Origin of the sequence: Aeromonas sp. V90_14 (genome assembly GCF_029967615.1) — a bacterium.
Classification (GTDB): Bacteria; Pseudomonadota; Gammaproteobacteria; order Enterobacterales; family Aeromonadaceae; genus Aeromonas; species Aeromonas hydrophila.
This window is the reverse complement of sequence record NZ_JASCAS010000030.1, coordinates 44,206-67,070: the sequence shown is the minus strand read 5'-3', so window position 1 is coordinate 67,070 and position 22,865 is coordinate 44,206. Positions and strand designations below refer to the sequence as shown.

The 22,865-nt window shown below is 59.6% G+C and carries 21 protein-coding genes; 11 read left to right on the top strand and 10 right to left on the bottom strand.

What is annotated here, in order from left to right:
- Window positions 1-50: 50 nt before the first annotated feature.
- Together uvrA and QLG02_RS11495 are read right to left on the bottom strand one after the other, a co-directional pair.
- Entirely contained in the window at window positions 51-2,879 is a 2,829-nt protein-coding gene (gene uvrA, locus QLG02_RS11500; RefSeq protein ID WP_282465214.1) for an excinuclease ABC subunit UvrA, read from the bottom strand.
- Between the two features lie 95 nt (window positions 2,880-2,974).
- On the bottom strand, window positions 2,975-3,634 hold the full coding sequence (locus QLG02_RS11495) for a LuxR C-terminal-related transcriptional regulator (RefSeq protein ID WP_282465224.1): 660 nt from the start codon (window positions 3,632-3,634) through the stop codon (window positions 2,975-2,977).
- Window positions 3,635-4,157: 523 nt separating this feature from the next.
- Here QLG02_RS11495 and QLG02_RS11490 point away from each other — a divergent pair.
- Together QLG02_RS11490 and QLG02_RS11485 are read left to right on the top strand one after the other, a co-directional pair.
- Window positions 4,158-4,736 carry a single-stranded DNA-binding protein gene (locus tag QLG02_RS11490; RefSeq protein WP_011707639.1) on the top strand — a complete coding sequence of 193 codons (579 nt, stop codon included), beginning with the start codon at window positions 4,158-4,160 and terminating at the stop codon, window positions 4,734-4,736.
- A 166-nt stretch (window positions 4,737-4,902) separates the two neighbouring features.
- Window positions 4,903-5,661 (top strand): transporter substrate-binding domain-containing protein, encoded by a 759-nt coding sequence (locus tag QLG02_RS11485; RefSeq protein WP_011707640.1) that lies wholly within the window; start codon window positions 4,903-4,905, stop codon window positions 5,659-5,661.
- An 80-nt stretch (window positions 5,662-5,741) separates the two neighbouring features.
- Here the strand turns inward: QLG02_RS11485 and QLG02_RS11480 are convergent, their stop codons facing one another.
- Window positions 5,742-5,864, bottom strand: coding sequence for a hypothetical protein (locus QLG02_RS11480; RefSeq protein WP_011707641.1), 123 nt, complete (start codon window positions 5,862-5,864; stop codon window positions 5,742-5,744).
- A gap of 453 nt (window positions 5,865-6,317) precedes the next feature.
- Between QLG02_RS11480 and QLG02_RS11475 the strand changes: the two genes are divergently transcribed.
- The 4 genes from QLG02_RS11475 to QLG02_RS11460 all read left to right on the top strand — a co-directional run bounded on the left by QLG02_RS11475 (window position 6,318) and on the right by QLG02_RS11460 (window position 10,587).
- Window positions 6,318-7,196, top strand: coding sequence for a cation diffusion facilitator family transporter (locus tag QLG02_RS11475; RefSeq protein ID WP_029305195.1), 879 nt, complete (start codon window positions 6,318-6,320; stop codon window positions 7,194-7,196).
- A gap of 149 nt (window positions 7,197-7,345) precedes the next feature.
- Window positions 7,346-7,630 carry a DUF3811 domain-containing protein gene (locus QLG02_RS11470; RefSeq protein ID WP_024946369.1) on the top strand — a complete coding sequence of 95 codons (285 nt, stop codon included), beginning with the start codon at window positions 7,346-7,348 and terminating at the stop codon, window positions 7,628-7,630.
- Between the two features lie 399 nt (window positions 7,631-8,029).
- The gene (locus QLG02_RS11465) at window positions 8,030-8,242 is read left to right on the top strand and encodes a cold-shock protein (protein WP_011707644.1); all 213 of its coding nucleotides are present in this window, start codon (window positions 8,030-8,032) and stop codon (window positions 8,240-8,242) included.
- Window positions 8,243-8,640: 398 nt separating this feature from the next.
- Entirely contained in the window at window positions 8,641-10,587 is a 1,947-nt protein-coding gene (locus QLG02_RS11460) for a ligand-gated channel protein (RefSeq protein ID WP_282465223.1), read from the top strand.
- A 34-nt stretch (window positions 10,588-10,621) separates the two neighbouring features.
- Here the strand turns inward: QLG02_RS11460 and QLG02_RS11455 are convergent, their stop codons facing one another.
- The 3 genes from QLG02_RS11455 to QLG02_RS11445 all read right to left on the bottom strand — a co-directional run bounded on the left by QLG02_RS11455 (window position 10,622) and on the right by QLG02_RS11445 (window position 14,331).
- The gene (locus QLG02_RS11455) at window positions 10,622-12,109 is read right to left on the bottom strand and encodes a sensor domain-containing diguanylate cyclase (protein ID WP_282465213.1); all 1,488 of its coding nucleotides are present in this window, start codon (window positions 12,107-12,109) and stop codon (window positions 10,622-10,624) included.
- 103 nt (window positions 12,110-12,212) lie between these two features.
- Window positions 12,213-13,604: an ATP-binding protein gene (locus QLG02_RS11450; RefSeq protein WP_257686122.1), complete on the bottom strand. Its 1,392-nt coding sequence runs from the start codon at window positions 13,602-13,604 to the stop codon at window positions 12,213-12,215.
- Window positions 13,605-13,608: 4 nt separating this feature from the next.
- The gene (locus QLG02_RS11445) at window positions 13,609-14,331 is read right to left on the bottom strand and encodes a response regulator (RefSeq protein ID WP_011707648.1); all 723 of its coding nucleotides are present in this window, start codon (window positions 14,329-14,331) and stop codon (window positions 13,609-13,611) included.
- 180 nt (window positions 14,332-14,511) lie between these two features.
- On the opposite strand from QLG02_RS11445, the gene QLG02_RS11440 reads away from it, so the two are divergent.
- From QLG02_RS11440 to QLG02_RS11425, 4 genes are all read left to right on the top strand, one after another.
- Window positions 14,512-14,691, top strand: coding sequence for a hypothetical protein (locus tag QLG02_RS11440; protein ID WP_244089851.1), 180 nt, complete (start codon window positions 14,512-14,514; stop codon window positions 14,689-14,691).
- Window positions 14,692-14,773: 82 nt separating this feature from the next.
- The gene (locus QLG02_RS11435; protein WP_011707649.1) at window positions 14,774-15,100 is read left to right on the top strand and encodes a hypothetical protein; all 327 of its coding nucleotides are present in this window, start codon (window positions 14,774-14,776) and stop codon (window positions 15,098-15,100) included.
- 219 nt (window positions 15,101-15,319) lie between these two features.
- On the top strand, window positions 15,320-15,670 hold the full coding sequence (locus tag QLG02_RS11430) for a hypothetical protein (RefSeq protein ID WP_011707650.1): 351 nt from the start codon (window positions 15,320-15,322) through the stop codon (window positions 15,668-15,670).
- A gap of 225 nt (window positions 15,671-15,895) precedes the next feature.
- Window positions 15,896-17,890, top strand: a complete 1,995-nt coding sequence (locus QLG02_RS11425; protein WP_282465212.1) for a methyl-accepting chemotaxis protein — start codon at window positions 15,896-15,898, stop codon at window positions 17,888-17,890.
- A 62-nt stretch (window positions 17,891-17,952) separates the two neighbouring features.
- Here QLG02_RS11425 and QLG02_RS11420 read toward each other — a convergent pair whose 3' ends face one another.
- The 3 genes from QLG02_RS11420 to QLG02_RS11410 form a co-directional block, all read right to left on the bottom strand.
- The gene (locus QLG02_RS11420; RefSeq protein WP_011707651.1) at window positions 17,953-18,372 is read right to left on the bottom strand and encodes a hypothetical protein; all 420 of its coding nucleotides are present in this window, start codon (window positions 18,370-18,372) and stop codon (window positions 17,953-17,955) included.
- A gap of 159 nt (window positions 18,373-18,531) precedes the next feature.
- Window positions 18,532-19,533: a diguanylate cyclase gene (locus tag QLG02_RS11415; RefSeq protein ID WP_282465222.1), complete on the bottom strand. Its 1,002-nt coding sequence runs from the start codon at window positions 19,531-19,533 to the stop codon at window positions 18,532-18,534.
- Window positions 19,534-19,721: 188 nt separating this feature from the next.
- Window positions 19,722-20,642 (bottom strand): AraC family transcriptional regulator, encoded by a 921-nt coding sequence (locus tag QLG02_RS11410; protein ID WP_282465211.1) that lies wholly within the window; start codon window positions 20,640-20,642, stop codon window positions 19,722-19,724.
- Between the two features lie 75 nt (window positions 20,643-20,717).
- Here QLG02_RS11410 and QLG02_RS11405 point away from each other — a divergent pair, with 75 nt between their 5' ends.
- A complete protein-coding gene (locus QLG02_RS11405; RefSeq protein WP_201355205.1) occupies window positions 20,718-21,116 on the top strand; it encodes a VOC family protein in 399 nt (132 codons plus the stop codon).
- 234 nt (window positions 21,117-21,350) lie between these two features.
- On the opposite strand, the gene QLG02_RS11400 is transcribed toward QLG02_RS11405, so the two are convergent.
- Window positions 21,351-22,838 carry a hypothetical protein gene (locus tag QLG02_RS11400; protein WP_282465210.1) on the bottom strand — a complete coding sequence of 496 codons (1,488 nt, stop codon included), beginning with the start codon at window positions 22,836-22,838 and terminating at the stop codon, window positions 21,351-21,353.
- Between the last annotated feature and the right edge of the window lie 27 nt (window positions 22,839-22,865).

Genomic DNA, 22,865 nt, shown 5'->3' with positions numbered 1-22,865 from the left:
CCACAATAAAAACAAGGGGCCCAGGGCCCCTTGTCACATTATTGAACGGATTATCGCGCCAGCAGCGGCGCCAGGAAGCGGGCCGTATGGGAGTCCTCGCAACGGCTCATCTGCTCCGGCGTCCCCGTCACCAGGATGCGGCCACCACCGGCGCCCCCCTCCGGCCCCAGATCGACGATCCAGTCGGCGGTTTTGATGACGTCCAGGTTGTGCTCGATGATGACGATGGTGTTGCCACGATCCCGCAACTGGTGCAGCACCTTGAGCAGCTGCTGGATGTCGTGGAAGTGCAGCCCGGTAGTCGGCTCATCCAGGATATAGAGGGTCTGACCGGTATCCCGCTTGGAGAGCTCCCGCGCCAGCTTGACCCGCTGCGCCTCACCGCCAGACAAGGTGGTGGCCGACTGGCCGAGGCGGATATAGGAGAGGCCCACATCCATCAGGGTCTGCAGCTTGCGCGCCACCGCCGGCACCGGATCGAAGAACTCGCGGGCATCTTCCACCGTCATCTCGAGGATTTCGTGGATGTTCTTGCCCTTGTACTTCACCTCCAGGGTCTCGCGGTTATAGCGCTTGCCCTTGCAGACGTCGCACGGCACGTAGACATCCGGCAGGAAGTGCATCTCCACCTTGATGACCCCATCCCCTTGGCACGCCTCGCAGCGCCCTCCCTTCACGTTGAAGGAGAAGCGGCCCGGCTGATAGCCGCGCGAACGCGCCTCCTGGGTGCCGGAGAGCAACTCACGGATCGGGGTGAACAGGCCGGTGTAGGTGGCCGGGTTGGAGCGCGGGGTACGGCCGATAGGGCTCTGGTCGATATCCACCACCTTGTCCAGATGCTCCAGCCCTTCCACGCTGCGATAGGGCGCCGGCGTGGATTCGGTCGCCTTGTTGAGCTCGCGGTGGGCGATGCGGAACAGAGTGTCGTTGATCAGGGTCGACTTGCCGGAGCCGGAGACGCCGGTGACACAGGTCATCACCCCGATCGGCAGATCCAGGTTGACGTTGCGCAGGTTGTTGCCGCTCGCCCCCTTGAGTTTCAACCACTTGCCGGTGAGCGGAGTACGCTCGGCGGGAATGGCGATCTGCTTGCGACCGGAGAGGTAGTCACCGGTCAGTGACTCCGGATTATTGATGATCTCTTCCGGCGTGCCCTGGGCGACGATGGCACCGCCGTGCACCCCGGCCCCCGGGCCGATATCGAGCACATGGTCGGCGAGGCGAATGGCATCCTCGTCGTGCTCCACCACGATCACGGTATTGCCGAGATCGCGCAGGTGAGTGAGGGTCTTGAGCAGCCGCTCGTTGTCGCGCTGGTGCAGGCCGATAGAGGGCTCGTCCAGCACATACATCACCCCCACCAGACCGGCACCGATCTGGCTGGCCAGCCGGATCCGCTGCGCTTCGCCGCCGGAGAGGGTCTCGGCACTGCGCGACAGGCTCAGGTAGTTGAGACCGACGTTTACCAGGAAGCCAAGCCGCTCGACGATCTCTTTCAGGATCTTTTCGGCAATCTGGGCGCGCTGGCCGGTCAGGTTCAGCCCCCCGAAGAAGGCCAGTGCATCGCCGATGGACTGCTCGGCGATGGCCGGCAGGTTGCGGTTGTCGACGAAAACGTGGCGCGCCTCCTCCCGCAGTCGGCTGCCACCGCAGCTGGTACAGGATTTGTTGGCGATGTACTTGGAGAGCTCTTCACGCACCGAGTTGGACTCGGTTTCCCGGTAGCGCCGCTCCATGTTGTGCAGGATCCCCTCGAACGGGTGCTTGCGCACCACCACGTCACCGCGATCGTTCATGTAACGGAACTCGATCTCGGTGCGACCGGAGCCGCGCAGAATCACCTCCTGGGTCTTCAGTGGCAGATCCTCCCACGGCGTCTCCAGATCGAATTTGTAGTGCTCGGAGAGGGATTTCAGCATCTGGAAGTAGTAGAAGCTGCGCTTGTCCCAGCCGCGGATGGCGCCATTGGCCAGGCTGATGGCCGGATCGCCGATCACCTTGGCCGGGTCGAAATATTGCTGCACCCCGAGGCCGTCACAAGTCGGACAGGCACCGGCCGGATTGTTGAAGGAGAAGATGCGCGGCTCCAGCTCCGACATGGAGTAGCCGCACTCCGGGCAGGCGAAGTTGGCGGAGAAGGTCATGGGGGCAACCCCCTCCTCGCCGTCCATCGGTACCACCAGTACGATGCCGCCGGAGAGGGTCAGCGCCGTCTCGAACGACTCGGCCAGACGCAGCGCCAGGTCATCGCGCACCTTGAAGCGGTCCACCACCACCTCGATGGTGTGCTTCTTGTGCAGCTCCAGTGCGGGCGGGTCGGAGAGATCGCACACCTCGCCGTCGATGCGGGCACGGATGTAACCCTGGGCCGCCAGATTCTCCAGCAGCTTGGTGTGCTCCCCCTTGCGATCGCGCACCACCGGGGCCAGCAGCATCAGCTTGCTCCCCTCCGGCTGAGCCAGCACCTGATCCACCATCTGGCTGATGGTCTGGGCGGCGAGCGGAATGGCGTGGGTCGGGCAGCGCGGCTCACCGACCCGGGCGAACAGCAGACGCAGGTAGTCGTAGATCTCGGTAATGGTACCGACAGTCGAGCGCGGGTTGTGGGAAGTGGACTTCTGCTCGATGGAAATAGCGGGCGAGAGCCCCTCGATATGGTCGACGTCCGGCTTCTCCATCAGGGAGAGGAACTGGCGGGCATAGGCGGAGAGTGACTCCACATAGCGGCGCTGCCCCTCGGCATAGAGGGTATCGAACGCCAGAGAGGATTTGCCCGAGCCGGAGAGGCCGGTGACCACGATCAGCTTGTCGCGGGGCAGGGTCAGATTGATGTTCTTGAGGTTGTGGGTGCGAGCACCCCGGACCACGATCTTTTCCATCTTGTTGCACGCTCGATACGGAAACCTGAGCGAGTCAGTATGGCATAGAGACTACTGGATGAATAGACAGGTTTTATCCATCATCCCCATCGATTTCACAGATACTCCTTGGCCCAGCTCACCGCCTGCAGGCGGTTCTTCACGTTCAATTTCTTGAAGACATTGTAGAGGTGAGACTTGATGGTGTGCTCGCTCACAAACAGGCTGTCGGCAATCTCGGTATTGGAGGCCCCCGTCATCAGGTAGCGAATGATCTCCTGCTCGCGCACGGTCAGCAGCGTCTGATTGCGCAGGTGGTGTTCCCCGCCCTTGCGGTAGTAGTTGACCAGATCGCACAGCAGATGGCGCGGGATCCAGTACTCCCCCTCCAGCACCTTGCGAATGCCGAGCACCAGCCGATCCAGCGGATCCTGACAGAAGAAGAGCCCGCTGGTATGGGGCCACATCAGCAGCAACTCCCGATCCGTACTGGTGGGGGCATTGAGCAGCACGGTATTGGCTTCCCCGAAGCGGCTGGAGATCTCCCGTGGCCACCCCGTTTGCTGGCTCGACTTGAGGTAATCCAGATCCACCAGAAACAACGGATGCGGCTCGAGTTCATCCGCTTGAGGCAGGGCTTCCAGTGCACTCACCAGCAGAATGGGCAGAGCCAGCTGTGCGGCCAGGTAGCTCTGAAAGCTGGTCGCCTGCGCATTGTCTTCGGTTACCAATACGATGGGATATGGGGTGATCATGAAGCGCTGGTCCTTGAACATTCCGGCCATGGTGTTTTTCGGCAGCAGAGAGTACCAAGCCCCCTGCAGGCTGCAGCATTAAAAAAGTATTAGACGCCGATGCGCCTCCTTTGAAACTCACCAATTTTCCAAGCAATACAAATAACTAGCCGAGCCCCCCCATTTGGGTGAAATACTGGCCCCTGGCTAGACAGGGGCTGTCACACCGACCTCCGGCCCCCCTTCTCGCCTCGACCGTTCGATGATATGACTCCCCGTTGCTGTTCACTTGCTGGCCAAGGTCGGCCTCGTGTAAGTTAATCCTTCGTTCGGCGGACACGGGATGGAGCGTCAGGAAGATGTGCGCTCTTTCTCCCCAACTGTTACTATTGCGGGCAAAATCTGAAAACGGGGAGGCGGCCAACTGGCGCGCTGAACCGGACACAGTCATCACATGAGTGGCGGGGCCGCCCTGCAGCATCGCCTATCTCACAGAAAACAAACGATATGTTGAATTGGCCCGGGCATATGGCCCGGCCGGTATATAAAGGGTGGAAGAGAGATTATGGCCAGTCGAGGCATCAATAAAGTCATTCTGATCGGTAACCTGGGGCAAGACCCGGAAGTGCGCTACATGCCGAGCGGCGGTGCCGTGACCAATATCACCCTGGCCACCTCCGACACCTGGCGCGACAAGCAGACCGGTGAGCAGAAAGAGCGTACCGAGTGGCACCGTGTTGTCTTCATGGGCAAACTGGCCGAAGTGGCTGGCGAGTACCTGAAGAAAGGCTCCCAAGTCTATGTTGAAGGCAAGCTGCAGACCCGCAAGTGGCAGGATCAAAGCGGCCAGGAGCGTTACACCACCGAAGTGCTGGTCGATGGCTTCAGCGGCGTGATGCAGATGCTGGGTGGCCGTCCGCAAGGCGGCGCCGGCCAGGGCATGGGTGGCCAGTCTCAGGGCAACTGGGGTCAGCAGCAGGGCATGCAGTCCCAGCAGCCGATGAACCAGGCGCGTCCTGCCCAGGCTCCGCAGCAGAACATGCAGCAACAGGGCGGCTACGCTCGTCCGGCCCAGCAGCCGCAGTCTGCACCGCCGGTGTACAATGAGCCGCCGATGGACTTCGACGACGACATTCCGTTCTAAGCAACGTCAGATCCCGGAGGCCCTGTTCATGCAGGGCCTTTTTTTGCCTGTTATTGACGCAGACGTGGCGCGCAATCCAGCCTCCTGGCCGGCCTTGCCAGCTATTTTTCTCATATCATTCGCCTTGGGATTATGATCGGGGCAATCCAGTTGCCAGAGAGAACGCATGGGGTCTTGGTATCGAATCTTGTTGTGCGTGGCGGCTTGCGCCACCCTGTTGCTGCCATCCTTGCTGCTGGCCGGCGAGCCATTGCGAGTGGGGGTCAGCTTCGCCATCCCGCCCTATGTGATCGAGGAAGAGGGTCGCGGGATCGAGCTCGACCTGATGAGAGAGGCCTTTCGGGACAGCGGCTATGAGCCTCAATTCGAATATCTGCCGCTGGAGCGCACCTTCCGCATGCTGGAGTCCGGCAAGCTCGATGCCATCATCAACGTCAAACCCGGCATGTTGCACGACGTCTTCCTGTCGCAGCCGGTGATCGCTTTCCACAATCGGGTGTTCACCCTCAACAAAACCCACATCAGCACTCTGGACGACATGAAGACACTGAGGGTGAGTGCCTTCCAGCGTGCCCGTCAGGTGCTGGGAGGCGCCTTTGCCAGCATGGCTGACCAGAATCCCCGTTACGAGGAGGTCGCCAAACAGCAGGGGCAGGTGCACAGGTTGATGCTGGGGCGGGTGGATGCGGTGATCCTGGAGCAGCGGGTTTTCTATTACTATCTGGCACAGCTGGCCAACAGCAAATATGGGGCCGAGCTCTATGCTCCCGGCCGGGTCCGGCAATACGATCTGTTTGCTCCGACTCACTACCATTTTGCCTTTCGCCAGGCGGCGCAGCAGCGCTGGTTCGATCGCCGGCTCGATGCCATGCGGGCCGATGGCCGTTATCAGCGCATATTTGCCCGCTACGGGGCCACGCCCTGAGCCTCCTGAAAACATAAAAGCCAGCCCGAAAAGGCTGGCTTTTTGTTACTGGCTCCAAAGGAACTACAGCATGGGGAGCGTTACTTCATCGCGCCGCCATTTTTCAGATCTGCTTTCTGACGTTTGGCTTCGCGCTTCTCTTTCAGTGACATCTGCGGTTTTTTCTTGGCATCTTTGCCGTTGTGATGTTCTTTGTTACTCATCATCAAACTCCAAAAATGTTACCCAGACAGTTGGAACCCAGGTTCCAGCATGCCATCCGAATCGTAGACTACAGTACGCTTTCAGTGACGATCCTGCGATCGCACTCAGTCCAGCATACCCCTAATCTTGCGCAAGAATCCACCCTCATCCCATCACCCAGTGGCAGCAGGTGTTTACCGGCTTCCGCTGACCCGATCCGGGCGGGGAATGAACGGCCGGAGAAGCGATTTATTCCTTATAAAATAACGCCAAACAGATTTATTTCATGGTGGTGTGAAATAAAGCACTGAATGCCAAAATGAATTCTCTTTAAATAATGAGAGATAATTTAGATAAGCATTCTCACTCTCGCCAGAAACAAAAAGTTACAACCCAAAGCAGCGCCTCCCTGGACAAGATGATATTATCCAGCCCTATTTGTGAAAATATTCCAGCGAGAATAAGGACGTCCCATGACCAGAAAAACCAGAGCGGCCTTGGTCTCAGTTTGCTCCAATATCACCTTGATTATCATGAAGATATTTGCCGGCATACTGAGCGGTTCCGTCAGTATTATTTCCGAGGCCATTCACTCGGCCATGGACCTGGTGGCGGCATTGATCGCGCTGGTGGCCGTACGCAAATCGGATATTCCCCCCGACCAACGCCACCCCTATGGCCATGACAAAATTGAAAACGTCTCCGGCGTGATCGAAGCGCTGCTGATCCTGCTGGCAGCCGGCTGGATAATATTCGAGGCCGTCGGCAAATTGATTACACCCACCCCGATCGAGGGGGTCGGTCTCGGTGTGCTGGTCATGCTGTTCTCGGCACTGGTCAACAGCGGCGTCTCCGCCTACCTCTACCGGGTGGCCAAGGAGGAAGAGTCCGTGGCCCTGGCCGCCGATGCACTGCACCTGAAGGCGGACGTACTGACCTCGCTCGGGGTCGCCGTCGGCCTGCTCGGTATCTGGATTGCCGCCAGACTGGGCTACAACCTCTATCTGCTTGACCCCATTGTTGCCATCTGTGTCGCCCTGTTCATCCTAAAGGAGGCAATCGCCATGCTGAAGCAGGCGTTCCAACCCCTGCTGGACCACAGCATGAACGAGGAAGAGCTGGCCATCACCACCAAAGTGATCGAGGAGTGCTGCCCGGAGCATGGCGGCTTTCACGATCTGCGCAGCCGTCAGGCCGGACGCCGTCGTCACATCGACTTCCACCTGACCTTGCCAAAAGAGATGAGCATCGAACACTCCCACGCCATCTGCGATCGGATAGAGCAGGGCATCATGCGACACCTGCCCCACGCCGTCGTGCTGATCCATGTTGAACCGAGCGGGCATGGTTAACGGCGCTGAGCCGTGCGAGGGGAATGCGACGGGCCATTCCCTTCGGCAACGACCATCCGGTAGGCCGGTATTCGAAAACGGTGTCGATTGTGCAATAAACGGCCGGCAGGTGTGGTAGGGTGGATCATTCCCGCCATCAGGAGCACGCCGTGAAAAAGTTGGAAATGAAGGACCTCACCGACGCCGAAAAGGCCGAGATCACCCTGCTGCTCCAAAAAGCACAGGCCAATGCAGATCATCAACTGAGCAATGCCGAGCGCAACCGCATCCGCGAGGAAGGCAGGCTCAAGATAGTCGCAGACCGTGCTGCCGCCGCCAAAGTGGCCGCCAAACTGGCACGGGAAAAAGCCAAGGAGCGAGCCAGCAAGCAGGTGTTGCCAGAGACATTCAGCTGGGTGGACTCCGTCAGCAACAAGTTTCGCAGCAAACGCTGACGGCCAATCCTCCCGCTCAAGCACCACCAACATCAGCCTGCCAACTCACACCATGGCGAAGAGCCACTCTCTGCCATGGTGCTTCCAGCGACCTGCAACGCCGCAGGATCCTGCGCTGCAGACACCCACACCGGGAGTGGCTGCGTCGATATCCGACCACTCGCAGCGAGATAAAATTTGCTTTAAGAAAATGGGCATGTTTTAATCTTTTGCGATGGTTCGGTAGTTCAGACCTGGTTATGTTAGGCAGTCATTTTAGTAAAGCAGCGATTAGTATAAGAATTATCCATGATTCTTCTTATCAAATAATTCTCCTTCTTTAGTGCTCCCCATACGTATTGCTGACGAAAAATCATAGATTGCCATTTGGCACTTTAAACACTATTTAAGGAAATTATCATGTCCAACAAAATGACTGGTACCGTCAAGTTCTTCAACGCCGAGAAAGGTTTTGGCTTCATCTCCCCGACCGACGGCAGCAAAGACGTGTTCGTTCACTTCTCCGCCATCCAGACCCCGGGCTTCAAGACCCTGGACGAAGGTCAGCGCGTTGAGTTCACCATCGAGCAAGGCCAGAAAGGCCCGGCTGCTGCTAACGTAGTAGCTCTGTAATTCAAGCCGGGGATCCGGTCCGCCTGCTCATGCCGGCTGGAACGATCCGCTGCAAGAATTGAAAAAACCCGCTTCGGCGGGTTTTTTGTTGTCTGCCATTTGCCATTTGCCATTCCCCCTCTGCCGACCCTCTCAACCTTCTCTCTGTCCCGCCCCCGCTTCCTGTCACCTCGTCACAGTATCTGCTGGTGAGAAGATAACCGCACAATATTAATGAGATTAATTATCATTTACACATCATCCAGCGATCACTACAATGCCTGCCGACCGACTTGGTGATTATCCAATTGAACCTTTTCTGGTCCTGGTTTCACGCGGGATGCGATGAGACCCCCATCGATTCACCCAAAGGATGAATGCATCTTCTTACTAAAAGAGTTCAGGCCAACATGATAACAATGCACCGCAACAAGCTGACCACGCTCATTCTCGCCGCCCTCGCATCACACGCCTATGCCGCCGAGCAGGAGGTCATGGTCGTGACCGCCTCCGGCTTCCAGCAGAAGATCGAGGATACCGCCGCCTCCATCTCGGTGGTGACCCGCGAGCAATTGGAGAAACGCGCCTATCGCGACGTGACCGACGCCCTGAAGGATGTGCCCGGGGTGGTGATCACCGGCGGTGGCAGCAGCAGCGATATCAGCATTCGTGGCATGGGCTCCAAGTACACGCTGATGCTGGTCGACGGCAAACGGGTCGACAGCCGTGGCACCCGTCCCAACAGCGACGGCCCCGGCATCGAGCAGGGCTGGCTCCCGCCGCTGCAGGCGATCGAGCGGATCGAAGTGGTGCGCGGCCCCATGTCCTCCCGCTACGGCTCTGACGCCATGGGCGGTGTCATCAACGTCATCACCCGCAAGACCGCCAGCATGACGGCCTGGCAGGGCTCGCTGCATGCCGATTCGACCTTCCAGGAGAACAAGGAGTCCGGCGACATCTTCCAGACCAACGCCTATACCGCCGGCGCCCTGGTGGATGGACTGCTGGGGATGCGAGTGAACGGCCAGCTCTCCCACCGTGGCGAGGATCAGTTCCAGAACGGTTTCGCCGAGCAGGAGATGCGCAGCGGTACGGCCGTCTTCAGCCTGACCCCGGACGAGCACAACCGCTTCGATTTCGAGGCCAGCCGCGGCCTGCAGGATCGCAACCGCACGCCGGGTGAATCTCTCTCGACCAAGTCAAAGCCCAGCCTGAGCACCTACGAGCGCACCAACTTCGCCATCACCCACGACGGCCGCTATGACTTTGGCTCCTCCACCAGCTACCTGCAGCGGGAAGAGAACACCAACCCCGGCCGCCAGATGAAGCTCATCAACACCATCGCCGATACTCACACCCAGTTTGAACTGGGGGATCACTATCTGAGCGTGGGTGGCCAGTATCGCTACGAGGATCTCCAGGATCAGGGCAACCAGCTCAACGTGGCCAACCGCGCCAATCAGCTGACCCGCTGGAGCTGGGCCATGTTCGTGGAAGATGAGTGGTCGCTGACCAACACCTTCGCCCTGACTGGCGGCGTGCGGATGGATCAGGACCAGAACTACGGCACCCACTGGAGCCCGCGTCTGTACGGGGTCTGGCACCTGGCCGACTCCTGGACGCTGAAAGGGGGCGTCTCCACCGGCTATCGTTCACCGGATCTGCGCATGTCGGCCGCCAACTGGGGCCAGGCCACCGGTGGCGGCACTCAGGACGGCATGTTGGTCGGCAGCCCGGAACTGAAACCGGAAACCAGCGTGAGCCAGGAGATCGCCCTGCTGTGGGATGGTCAGCAAGGCTTGAACACCGGGCTGACCCTGTTCAATACCGACTTCGAGGACAAGATCTCCGAGATCCGCCGCTGCACCAGCAAGAACGACCCCTCCTGCACCCTGAACGGTCACACCTATGACTTCATCAGCGACCGCATCAACGTCGACAAGGCGAACATGCGCGGGGTGGAAGGCACGGCCAACTGGACCATCAACGACGCCTGGTCGCTGGCCTCCAGCTACACCTTCACCCAGTCCGAACAGAAGAGTGGTGCAATGGAAGGCAAGCCGCTGAACCAGATGCCGCGCCACATGTTCAACACCACGGTCGACTGGCAGACCACCGAAACCGTCAGCCTCTGGTCACGGGTCAACTTCCGCAGCAAGACCTCCGATTACCTGAGCCGGGTCAAGATGGCCGAGGGTACCCCCTCCTACACCTTCTTCGACACCGGTCTGGTCTACAAGGCCAACGAACACCTGGATGTCACCGCCGGCGTCTACAACCTGTTCGACAAGACGGTGGATTACACCAGCTTTGGTACCGTGCTGGATGGTCGTCGCTACACCCTGGGCATGACCTACAACTTCTGATGTCACGCCGCCGCCCGCTCCGGGCGGCGGTTTTTTATTTCCCCGGCTCGCTAGACGACTCTTTCACGTAGCTGGCCGCCTGCCAGGTATTGCGCCCCTGCGATTTGGCGCCATACATCAGCTGATCCGCCTGCAACAACACCCGTCGACCTTCCGCCCCGCCCCCTGCCGGCACCCACACCGCCCCCGTGCTGATGGAGATGCCGAGCGCACCGGCACTGGTTGGCAACTTGTGGCTATTGACCTCCCGCCCGATCCTGGCAGCCCACTGCTGCAGCGTCGCCATGTCCGCCACCAGCAGGCTGATGCAAAACTCCTCCCCGCCGATGCGGGCAAACAGGGCGCTGGCGGGCAGCACCCGCTGTACCTGCGCCACCATGGCCGACAACACCTCGTCCCCCACCCCGTGACCGAAGTGATCGTTGATCCCCTTGAAGCGATCGAGATCGAACAGCAGCAGGGCCGAGGCCTGACCGCTGGCCAGCCGCAGCTCCAGCAGCGGCAAAAATGCGCGCCGGTTGAGGATGCCGGTCATGGAGTCGGTGCCGGCAAGGCGCTCCAGTCTGGCGTTGGCCTGAATAAGCTCGGCGGTACGGCTGGCCACCGCCCGCCGCAACTGGATGATGTAGGCCATCAGCACCAGGCCGCCGATGGCCAGCAGCCAGGGCCAGAGGTGGACCGGGTAGACGGTCTCGATGTGCATCCACTTGCGGACGATCCGTTCCCGATCCGCCTCGCCGATGCGGGAGAAGCCCTGCTCCAGCTCTTGCTGCAGCGCCTGGTTGCCCTTGGCGACGGCGAAACGGATCTCGTCGCTGTAGAGGTGGCGCACCGGGATGAAGCGGGTGGGATCCGCCGAGGTGTAGATGTAAAAGTTGGCCACCTGCAGATCGGCGATGAAGGCATCCAGCTCGCCGCTGAAGGCCGCCCGCAACATGGCATCGTTGTCATCGAAGGTGCGCAGGCGCGTGGTGGGGAAGTGCTTGCGGGCGTAGTACTCCTCGTAGCCCCCCGTCACCACACCCACGCTCTCGTGCAGCAGGTAGTAGTTCACGTCCGAGCCACGCAGGGAGTTGGCGAAGAAGAGCTGGGAGTCGACATGGGAGAGGGCCTGACCGTAGTCGTAGACCAGATTGCGCTCCGGCGACCAGAGCAGGCCGCCATGGACATCGGCCTGACCGTTGCGAACCAGGTCCAGCGAGGCCTGCCAGTCCACCAGCTTGAACTGGATCGGACGACCGGTGACCCTGCCATATTCGCGCCACAGATCGATCAGCAGGCCATCGGGTTCCCCCTCTTCATTGAGGTAGGAGAAGGGATGCCAGGCCTTGGAGTTGGTCACGATGAGCGGCTTGAGGGGCGTATTCGCCAACACGGGCCACGCCTGTGCCAAGAGCAACAACCACACCCCGCACCAGACTCGCCACCGAAAACCAGAATCGCCCGCCATCCCTGCACCAACCTTGCTGTTTGGCCGTCTGTGCGGCCATCGATTATCGCCACCTTCAGCATAGAAGAACAAGCATGAGCGAGTATGAAATAGGCGTGATTTCAGTCAGATAAGTGCAAGATAAAAAACGGGGAGGAGGCTGGTCGCCATCCTCCCCGCCATGCTCCCACCGCTCTTACAGCGGCAGGCTGATGCGCGCTTCCAGCCCGCCCTGTTCCCGGTTGTGCAGGGTCAGCTCGCCGCCGTGCTGGTGCACCAGGGTGCGGGCGATGGAGAGCCCCAGCCCCACGCTGCCGGATTCGGTGTTGCGGGCCTCGTCGAGCCGCACGAACGGCTTGAACACGTCCTCCAGCCTGGTCGGATCGATGCCAGGCCCCTGATCGCAGACCCGGATCACCAGCTCGCTGTCGGTGCGCTCCAGCGACACCTCGGCGCTGCCGGCGTACTTGATGGCGTTGCCGATGAGGTTTTGCAGCACCCGGCGCAGGGTATTGGCGCGGCAGGCATAGACCTGCTTGCCCTCGGCCAGGCAGGTAACCGGCTGACCGGTGTCGGCATAATCGTCGCACAGGCTCTCCAGCAGGCTGACCAGATCCAGCTCCCGGGTCGCCTCCTGCTGCCCCTCCTCCCGGGCAAAGCTGAGGGTCGCCGCCAGCATCTGCTCCATCTGCTGCAGGGTCTGCTGGATCCGCTCCTTGTCCTCCCCCTCGTCCAGGAATTCGGTACGCAGCCGCAGGCTGGTGATGGGGGTGCGCAGATCGTGGGAGATGGCCGCCAGCATCCGGGTGCGGTCCTGCACGAAACGGTCAAGTCGGGTGTGCATGCGGTTGAAGGCCTGGATGGATTCGCGCACCTCGGTCGGCCCCTCTTCCCGCAGCGGCTCTATGTCCTCGCCACGGCCGAGCCGATCCGCGTTGGCGGCCAGTTGCTTGAGCGGCAGGGTGGCGCGGCGGAACAGCCAGATCATCAGGCCGATCACCAGGCTCGCCACCAGCATCAGGTTGAGGGTGGTCTGCCAGGACCAGCTGGCCGACTCCTTGTCCACCAGCGAGCTGAACTGCAGCCAGCCACCGCGTGGCAGCTGGATGGAGCCGTACAGCCGCATGTCCTGCGGTGGCGGCATCCCCTTGCGATCCTTCATCATCCGGCTGTGGTGCTGCCAGGCGCGGCTGCGCTGGGCATCCTGCTTGAGCTCGGCGCTGATCTCCACCATCAGGGTCGAGGGGTAGCCCAGCCGGGAGCGCACCAGCTGCTCGAAGCGGGGGCTGCGGTTGTCCGGTTGCAGCGGCTCGTCGGCGATACGCAGCAGCAGGGTCTCGCTGCGGCTCGCCTTGATGATTTCGTCATAGAGGGAGGGGGGCGAAAGGGCCAGCAGCCGCACCACTGAGACGATGCGCTGCATGGCGTTGCGGCTGTTGATGTAGCCGAGCGCCTCCTCCCGATCCGTACGGTAGATCTGGATGCTGAGCAGCTGGATCAACACCAGCCCGGCCAGCGCCACCAGGATGATCTGGCCGGTCAGCCCCTTGGGCCACAGTTTCGACCAGCCACGCTTGAGGATCCCCACGGCCTTATACCTGGGTCACATCGGCGGCGAACAGGTAACCGCCACCCCAGATGGTCTTGATCAGCTCCGGGTTCTTGGGATCCCGCTCCAGCTTGCGCCGCAGCCGGCTCACCAGGGTGTCAATGGCCCGGTCGAACGCCACTGCCTCGCGGCCACGGGCCAGATCCAGCAGTTGATCCCGGCTCAGCACCCGCTGCGGCCGCTCCAGAAAGACCCGCAGCAGGTCAAATTCGGCGGTGGAGAGGCTCAGGCCCACCCCTTCCTCATCCACCAGCTCGCGCCGGTTGATGTCGAGCAGCCAGCGATCGAAGCGCAGATCCCGGGTCAAGGTCTCGGCCGCAGGCTGCGGTTCGACCTGGGTGCGGCGCATCACCGCCTTGATGCGGGCCAGCAGCTCGCGCGGATTGAACGGTTTGGCGAGGTAGTCGTCGGCCCCCATCTCCAGCCCTATGATGCGGTCGGTCTCCTCCCCCATGGCGGTGAGCATGATGATCGGCAGGCTGGACTTGGCCCGCAGCTCGCGACAAAGGGTCAGGCCGTCTTCCCCCGGCATCATCAGATCCAGCACCAGCAGATCGAACTCCCGCTCCTCCAGCAGCCGCTTCATCTCCTTGCCATCCCGGGCACAGCTAACCCGCAGGCCGTGCTGTTCCAGAAAACGCTTCAGCAGATCGCGGATCTCGCTGTGATCGTCGACCACCAGAATGTGGGTGCTGCTTTGGTTCATGAGGCCTCTCCTGTTAGAGCTGGCACGAGTATACGAAAATCTGCCGGACGGTTTGTGTCAAAGTGTGCCAGATCAGCAAGATGCCACACTCTGCTACAAAAAAGCGCCCGTTCGGCAAAGTTGAGACACAAGCCGGCTGTTTACTGTGGCCATCCCATCGGTTGCAGGAGTAGACAGGCCATGCTGGCCCTCACCACCCCCTTGCTGCTGGCCTTTGCCGCCAGCGAAGCCCTTGCCAGAAAGGCGAGCGGCAGCTCACCCCAACCGGCGAGCCCCCCGAACCACAAGCAGACATCCCCCGCCGACAGGGCCCCCGGCCGCGGCGACGCCAAGGGAGCGACCGAATCCCCTTCGTCATGATGTGCGGCCGCCAGGCGGCGGCTGCGCACCCTGACTTTTCTGCCGCCATCTTGCGGCGAGTCATACCAAGGAGAGCAATATCATGATCAACAAGAGCCTGACTCTGTTAATGCTGGCCGGCCTGGCCCACACCGGCCTGGCCCAGGCCGCCCTGCCCGCCGACGTCAGTGCCGCCCCCGGTCTGCTGTTCGTCAACTGGCACGACGCCGTCAGCAGCAATGAGGCACACCCCACCCTGGTGATCCGCAACGCCACCGGCGACGTGCTCAAGCGGGTGCCTGCCGAGTTGCAGGGGATGCAGCAGGTGCGTCTGCCGATGCGGGCCCAGGGTGACCTGACCCTCAGCCTGGACGGTGAGAGCAGCAGCTATCGCATGCCCTACAGCGTCGGCAGCGGTCGCCAGCGCTAAGCCGGCCCCAGCCTAAAAATACCCCGCCAGCGGGCGACGCTGACGGGGTATTTTTATTTCCCGTCCGGCATGCGCCCGGTCAAGCCCTGTACAGCGTCACCGTGTCACACTCTGCTACAAAATAGGCTTCAACTGGCAAAGTTCAGACACCAGTCTGGTGTTTACTTAGGGTCAAGGCGAGCAAGCCGACCCCGAACTCAATCCGCAAGGAGATAGACCATGAAAAAACTGACCAAGACCCTGCTGACCGCCACCCTGATCCTTGGCCTGCCGCTCGGCGCCTATGCCGCCAGCGAAGCCGTCACCACCGCCCAGCCCGGCATGATGACCGACTGCCCGATGGATGGCAGCGGCATGATGGGCGGCAAGCACCATGGCGGCCGCCACGACAAGATGGCCCGCATGCAGAACATGACGCCGGAGCAGATCCAGACTCACCTGCAGCAGCGTTACGACAAGATCGAAGATCCGGCCAAGAAGGCTGAATTCGTGAAGAACCTGAGCCTGCGTGCCGACGGCATGACCAAGCACGCCGAAGCGATGAAGCAGTTCGCCGAAGCGCATCAGTAAACGCACTTCGACCTGCAACAGGGTGGCCTCGGCCACCCTTTTTTCGTTCCGCCCTCCCGCTCGGCCGGTTACCCGCCGAACTCCACTCCAACATCCCTTACTTCCCTTCCTCCCTGCTCCGAGTTCTGTGAGCGATAACAAACGTTTTATGTTCGAAATAGCTAATAATGGCGCCTCGCATAACAAGGTCGCACATCGGCGAGCCAACAAAAGACAGGAGTCGTTATGGGGTGGAGTCTGGGGACAATCAAGGGGCGCTATAGCGCCGTTTTTGTGGGATTCATGGCGCTGGTGTGTGCCCTGACGGTATTTGGCATCCAGCTCTGGATCAAACCAGCGCTGCAGAAGGCCGGTGAACAGAACGTGGCACTGCGGGTCAGCGAGATCGCCACCGACATCCGCGATCAGCTCAACGGGGTGCAGAGCCAGTCCCGCAGCATCACCCAGCTAGTCGCCCAGCTGCCGAGCGAACAGATCGATGCTCTGCTGCCAGCGCTGATCGATCAATACGGCAATGCCATGGTGTTTGGCGGCGGCATCTGGCCACTGCCGGATCAGCGGGAAGCCGGTCGCGCCAAGTTCAGCACCTTCTATCACAGAGATACAGCCAACAAGCTGATCCCCAACACCTACTGGAACTCGGCTGAGGCCCCCAACTACTTCGAACAACCCTGGCACAAGGCGGGACAGCAAGCCCCTCAAGGCATGTGTGCCTGGGCCGCCGCCTACAAGGACGGCGCCAGCCAGCAACCGAGAACCAACTGCGCCATGGGGATCTACCGTAATGGCACCCTGTTCGGGGTGTCGACCATAGACGTGACCCTGGGCTTCTTCAACGATCTGGTGGCCAGCAAGGAGCAGGAGATCGGTGGCCAGGTGATGATCGTCGAGGCTGACGGCAAGATCCTGAGCCGAAACGCCCGCCTGAACGGTGATGTGGTGCTGGGCAATCTCTCCGCTCACGCCGATTATCCCTTCGCCAGCGCCATTGCCGGCCTGCTCGGTCAAGCCCGCAGCCAGGCGCAGTTGCGCACCACTTTCCAGGATCAGGGGGAAGAACAGACCCTGCTGCTGCAAGCCATCGAGGGGACGCCCTGGTTGCTGGCGACTGCCCTGCCAACCAGCCTGCTGACACAAGACAGCAGGGACGTGCTCACCACCCTGGCCTCTATCCAGCTGCCACTGGTAGGACTGCTGTTCGGGCTGATGTTGCTCGCCGTCAGTCAACTCGGCAACCGGCTGCAGACCCTCAAGCAGAATATTGATGCCCTCAGTGCCGGTGATGCCGACCTGACCGCCCGCATTCAGGTGAAGGGGCACGATGAGCTGGATCACATCGCCCTGTCGGTGAACCGCTTCATCGCCTATCTGCAGCAGATGATGGTACAGGTGACGGACGCCACCGATCTCATCACCCAGGAGCTGGCACGCCTCGATCAGCAGACCGGCCAGGCCAGGCGGATCCTGAACGAACACGCCGCCGAGACGGAGCAGGTGGTCACCGCACTCACCGAGCTCAGCTCCACCGCCGACAGCGTGGCGCAACACGCCAGCGATTCGGCCAGCTTCACCGACGCCGCCAACGGCCAGGCCGCCAATTCACGCACAGTGGTGGGATCGGCTTCCGCCAGCGTGGTGGCCCTGATCGACGAGGTGGATCTGGCGGCCGCCAAGGTGCTGGAGATGCAGGAGGATGCCCAGCAGATCGGCAGCGTGCTCGGGGTGATCGGCGGCATCGCTGCCCAGACCAACCTGCTGGCGCTCAATGCCGCCATCGAGGCGGCGCGGGCCGGTGAACAGGGACGCGGGTTCGCAGTGGTCGCCGACGAGGTGCGTGCCCTGGCCGCGCGCACCCAGAACAGCACGGCCGAGGTGGGCAGCATGCTGTCGCGCCTCACCCAGGGCGTCGCCGAAGCCGTGGTCGCCATGGAACATACCAAGCGCAGCTGTCAGACGGCAGCAGATACCACGGGCCAGGTGACGGGGGGGCTCGACAACATGGCCGACTCAGTGGTGCGGATCCACGACCTCAGCAGCCAGATCGCCACCGCCGCCGAGGAGCAGAGCCGGGTAACCGAGGAGATCAACCGCAACATGGTGAGCATTCGCGACATGCTCAACCTGCTGCTGGAAAACGGCCAGCACACCGAACAGAGTGCAGCGGCGCTGCTCAGCTCCAATCGCCAGTTGCTGGCGCTGGTACATCGCTTCAAGGTTTGATGGCCGCATCAGGCAGCAAAAAGGGGCCCGCGGGCCCCTTTTTTCATGCACGTCGTTCAGACTCAAGCCTTGGTCTTGTCGACCAGGTTCAGGGTCTTGACGGTCTCGCCTTCGAACTTGATGAGCACGTTCTTCTGAGCGGCTTCGGCATCCTTGAACAGGGTCTTGGAGGTCTCTGCCAGCATGGGGGAAACCTTGTTCAGGGCGCCCAGGTCATAGGTCCACACTTCCAGACCGGCTTCGGTCTTGGTGCTGGCCGGTGCGCCCAGCTTGTCCTTGATGGCCTGCTTGTTGGAGCCGCCTTCCTTGATGTCCAGCGCCTTCTTGATCGCTTCATTGGAGGCGCTGTCCATGGCGGAGCCGGCCATCTCTTTGGCAGTGCTGGTCACGCTGCTGGTCACTGTGTCGGTCAGGGAATCCATCAGACCGGCGTTGGCCATCAGCGGCAGTGCAGTCAGGGCAACCAGGATGCTCTTTTTCATCGTTTCATCTCTCGCGGGGGATTAAAGAGCGCGCATCAGACCAGCGCCCTCGATCGGAGTCAAGGCGATCGATCGGTCAAGACGCATTCGGGGGGGATAACCAGAATAATCCGACATGGCGGCGGCTTAGCCGGACCGCCGACGCCGGCTATGGGCGGACTACTCGCAGATCTGGTTCTTGCCCGTCAGCTTGGCCTGGTAGAGGGCCCGATCCACCCGCACCATCAGCTGGCTCATGGGCTCGTCCGGCTGGTACTCGGCCAGCCCGAAGCTCATGGTGATGTCGAAGTGCTGGCAGACCCGCGACTGCACCAGCAGCTCCCGCAGCTTGTCGGCCACCAGCCGGCCATCGAGCCGGCCGGTATTGGGCAGCACCACCATGAACTCGTCGCCGCCCCAGCGGGCAATCAGGTCGATTTCGCGGATATGGCCGCGTACCAGCGCCACTATGTTGATCAGGGTCTGATCCCCGGCGTGGTGGCCGTGGTTGTCGTTGATCTGCTTGAAGTCATCCACGTCCATGGCGATGACGGAGAAGGGCTGGTGAAAGCGCTTGGCCCGCTCGCACTCCTGGCGGATGGCCCGCTCCAGCCGGTAGCGGCTGGCGGCACCGGTCAGGGCGTCGGTCTCCGCCAGCTGGCGGTTCTCCTCCGCCTTCTGCTGCAACGCCTCGTTGAGCCGCACCAGCTCGGCGGTGCGCTCGGCAATCTGCTGCTCCAGGGTGTGGTTGCGCCGCTCCAGCTGCTCCAGCAGCAGCTTCTGGGCGTGGATGTTGCGATGGGCACCGATCATCCGGGCCACCGACCCATCCGGGTTGCGGGCGATGATGCGGCCGCAATCCTCAATCCAGATATAGTCGCCGCCGCGGCTGCGGCAGCGATACTCGACCCGGTAGTCGGGGGCGGCGCCGCTCAGGTAGGCATCGAAGCTGGCCATCACCCGATCCATGTCGTCGGGGTGGATCACGCTCTCCCAGGTGAAGACGTTGTTGCCCAGGGAGTGGGCTTCGTAGCCCAGCATCTGATACCAGCCCGGGTTGCGATAGACGAAGCCGGTGTTGGCATTCCAGTCCCAGATCCCGTCGCTCACCACCGCCAGAATGCCGTGTATCACGGCCTCGCTGACGTCCGAGATCCTGATCGTGTCGCTGTCCTGCAGCATGGAGACCATCCTTGTCTTGCCGCCCCGCAGGGTGCGGGGCATTCCAGCCTGATGTTGAGAAATGACAGCGGCAGACGGCTGCACAGCCCGCTATCCGTTGATCGATGAAAACCGCCACCGCTTATTCCGGTTATCGGCCGCCATCGGGTTCGTCTGAATAACAGTAGCAACCAGTGTGGCTCAATATTTCACACTTGTCCGGTTTTAAAGGCGGGATGATGCAGGCTGCGATAGTGGCTGGGCGCCAGCCCGTGCTGGCGTTTGAAGGCGGTGGAGAAGTGGTACTCGTTCTTGAAGCCGCACTGCTCGGCCAGCCGCTTCACCGAGTCGGCCCGGCTGGCCAGCAAGAGCGCCGCCCGTTGTAGCCGCAGCCGTTGCAGCAGCGCCATGGGCGCCAGCGCAAAGTGCTGCTGGCAGAGCCGGTAGAGCTGGCGTTCGGAGAGATGCAGGGCACCAGCCATGCGCGCTATGTCCCACGGCTCGGTCAGCGCCTCTTTGAGCAGCAATTCGAGGCGCAGCGCCAGCCGCTCGCCACGCCGCTGCCCCTCCCCCTTCTGCAGCAGACGGCGCAGGTAAAAGCCGAGCTGCTCTACCAGCAGGGCGCTGAGCAGCGGGTCCTGATGGCGCTCCTGCTCCGCATAGAGGTTCTCGATCGTGCGCAGCACGGTTGCCTGCTGGGAGGTGCAACCGAGCCGGGGGTGGCTGGCGAAGGCATCCCAGGGGGAATCCTTGTGCAGCAGCAGCCACACCAGCTCCCACTCGCCCATCTCACTCAACGGCTGATCCAACGGCTCGTTCACCTGCTCACTAAGCTGCTCGCCAAGCTGATAGCAGAGCGGCTCCCCGGCCGGGATCAGCGCCCACTCCCCGACCTGCAACCGCTCGCGGCGATCTCCTACCTGCACCTCTCCCTCGCCGCCCAGGGTCAGCAGAAAACAGTGCACATCGGCAAAGCGGCGCGCGATGCGGTAACGGGTCTTGAGACGGGAATAGCCCGCCAGCCACACCTGCTCCTGTGCGAGGGCCGGCAGCAGGCTGTCACAGCAGATCTGTTCGCGGCAGTCGGGGGAGACATCGACAAGATCGGTGTTGGCAGTTTCAGACATCATCAGGACGGGCTCAGCCATGTCGAAGGAATAGGCCCCAGCATAGCATTAAGGGCATCAAGTCACAGGAGACAAGCCATGCATATCCATCACGTCGCCATCTGGGCGCAGGATCTGGAGGCGCTCAAGGCATTTTACTGCACCCTGTTTGGCGGGCAGGCCAATGAGCGCTATCACAACCCGAGCAAACAGTTCAGCTCCTACTTCGTGCGCTTCGAAGGGGGCGCCAGCCTGGAGCTGATGCACACCCCCATCCTGTTTCCGGCGGATCTGCACCTGCCACACCCGTTGCAGGGGCTGGCCCATATCGCCTTCTCCCTCGGCAGCACTGAGGAGGTGGACAAGATGACCGCCCGCCTCAAGCTGCTCAAGGGCGCCGAGGTCAAACATCTGGACGGCCCCCGCTGGACCGGCGACGGCTATTACGAGAGCACCTTCCTCGACCCGGAAGGCAACCGACTGGAGCTCACCATCTAATACCTGAATGATCCCCTCACCCTGACCCTCTCGTAAGTTCGATTAGCGAAACGTAATCGAACAGCGGTAACGGCATTGCTCCCTTCTCCCCTTGCGGGAGAAGGGTTGGGGATGAGGGGAAAGAAAAAGAGAACGCGCGGTAAACATTGGGCTTCGCTACGCTCAACCACAACCTACATAATCGGTAGGTTGGTGCTGAGCCTGCGAAGTCCAACATACGAGATAAAAATACTTTTATAAGTTTTCAAAGAAAGGAATGATTGATTTTAAAAATAATGTAATCTTATCCCATATTGATATGAGGCCGACACCAGCAATAATCACAGCCACTATAGTAAGATAAAAAACCTTACGCTGCAGTTGGTACATTGCATATATATTCTCGGTGGCTAAGCGGTCTGAGAGCGCTTTATCTAGCATTACTGCAGATTTTTTAATAGCTATCAATTCATTGTTAACAATATCGATAATGTCTGACGGTAGCGTAGACGTTTCCCCATTAAATCTCCTGCTCATAACGCAGGCACTATCGAATGAGTGATACAACCAAGGTTTTAATTTTTCAGCTTCAACGAGCATTCTATCAAGCCGTAGTAATACATGTTTTAGTTTGTATAGTGTCTCTCCTGAATTCTTAATAACTTTCCATTTAGAGGTTAAATCCATAAGCCCCTTTGAACGCAAACTCTCTATCGTAGACTTATATATAAATAGACGAGACAAAAGCACAGATGAAGACATCGCACCTCTTAGCAAACCATCAACATCTACATCAAATTGATCCTTACTACGATCAACATAGAACAAAGGGTCTAGCCTATGGGAGCGATTATTATAGCTCAGTGATGGACTGAAGATAGCGATGTCTGAGTAGTACGAGTTATAGCTAGATGGAATAAAGCCATATTTAGAAAGCCATATACTATTTTCCTTCGAAAACTCTTCAATATTTATCGGTAAACCATGAACAATTTTATATAGCGGATGTATGACACTTTCATCTATATTCTTAGGGTTAATACCTAGTTCTTTCATCAGCCACTTGTTAGTAATTTTCACTACACTCTGTATTTTTTCAGAAACCACCGCAGCAGCCACGCTCTCAAATTTACGGTGATATCCTTTAAATATTTTACGAGGCATAATGCTACTGGAAACAGTGTGATTAAGATAAGTTCTTTCAGCGAGACTATTCAAGTTTTTTTTAACCTCGTCACTCGGCATAACTCTAAATTGTAAACAAGCGAGTGATGGCAATAATTTAAAATGAGAAACTAAAACTCTACTCACTAAATCTGGAAGAGTGCTTTTTTCTACTCTATCAATGAAATAGTATTCTTCGTGCTCTCTAGTAATTAAACCGATCTCACTCCAACTAGCGCCGTCAATATCATTTTGACTATTGCGTATATCATTAATTATTTTTGCTATTTTCTTATTTCCAGGAAATAACTTCTGTAGAGACGAATGAACTTTCTCAAAGTTTTCAAATTCGTATACAAAAAGCATGGAAATACTTTCCAACTCAATTTTAACATCATCGGGACATTTGGCTAAAGTTGCATTTTCTTTTGCAATTTCTCGCTCTGTCGCTCTGACTCTTTGCATTCGATGGATTATACCACCTTGGAACTTCGGGAGATTTTCAGAGAAATCGAGGGCTTTTTTGGATACAAACTCCCTTATTTTTTCTTCCAACATTTCAACACCTATCAATTTCATTTAACTTTATGGTCTTAGACTGATGCA

Coding starts and splice junctions, on each gene's coding strand:
- uvrA (WP_282465214.1), bottom strand. CDS start 2,879: ATGGAAAAGATCGTGGTCCGGGGTGCTCGCACCCACAACCTCAAGAAC.
- QLG02_RS11495 (WP_282465224.1), bottom strand. CDS start 3,634: ATGTTCAAGGACCAGCGCTTCATGATCACCCCATATCCCATCGTATTG.
- QLG02_RS11490 (WP_011707639.1), top strand. CDS start 4,158: ATGGCCAGTCGAGGCATCAATAAAGTCATTCTGATCGGTAACCTGGGG.
- QLG02_RS11485 (WP_011707640.1), top strand. CDS start 4,903: ATGGGGTCTTGGTATCGAATCTTGTTGTGCGTGGCGGCTTGCGCCACC.
- QLG02_RS11480 (WP_011707641.1), bottom strand. CDS start 5,864: ATGAGTAACAAAGAACATCACAACGGCAAAGATGCCAAGAAAAAACCG.
- QLG02_RS11475 (WP_029305195.1), top strand. CDS start 6,318: ATGACCAGAAAAACCAGAGCGGCCTTGGTCTCAGTTTGCTCCAATATC.
- QLG02_RS11465 (WP_011707644.1), top strand. CDS start 8,030: ATGTCCAACAAAATGACTGGTACCGTCAAGTTCTTCAACGCCGAGAAA.
- QLG02_RS11460 (WP_282465223.1), top strand. CDS start 8,641: ATGCACCGCAACAAGCTGACCACGCTCATTCTCGCCGCCCTCGCATCA.
- QLG02_RS11445 (WP_011707648.1), bottom strand. CDS start 14,331: ATGAACCAAAGCAGCACCCACATTCTGGTGGTCGACGATCACAGCGAG.
- QLG02_RS11440 (WP_244089851.1), top strand. CDS start 14,512: ATGCTGGCCCTCACCACCCCCTTGCTGCTGGCCTTTGCCGCCAGCGAA.
- QLG02_RS11435 (WP_011707649.1), top strand. CDS start 14,774: ATGATCAACAAGAGCCTGACTCTGTTAATGCTGGCCGGCCTGGCCCAC.
- QLG02_RS11430 (WP_011707650.1), top strand. CDS start 15,320: ATGAAAAAACTGACCAAGACCCTGCTGACCGCCACCCTGATCCTTGGC.
- QLG02_RS11425 (WP_282465212.1), top strand. CDS start 15,896: ATGGGGTGGAGTCTGGGGACAATCAAGGGGCGCTATAGCGCCGTTTTT.
- QLG02_RS11420 (WP_011707651.1), bottom strand. CDS start 18,372: ATGAAAAAGAGCATCCTGGTTGCCCTGACTGCACTGCCGCTGATGGCC.
- QLG02_RS11415 (WP_282465222.1), bottom strand. CDS start 19,533: ATGCTGCAGGACAGCGACACGATCAGGATCTCGGACGTCAGCGAGGCC.
- QLG02_RS11410 (WP_282465211.1), bottom strand. CDS start 20,642: ATGATGTCTGAAACTGCCAACACCGATCTTGTCGATGTCTCCCCCGAC.
- QLG02_RS11405 (WP_201355205.1), top strand. CDS start 20,718: ATGCATATCCATCACGTCGCCATCTGGGCGCAGGATCTGGAGGCGCTC.
- QLG02_RS11400 (WP_282465210.1), bottom strand. CDS start 22,838: ATGAAATTGATAGGTGTTGAAATGTTGGAAGAAAAAATAAGGGAGTTT.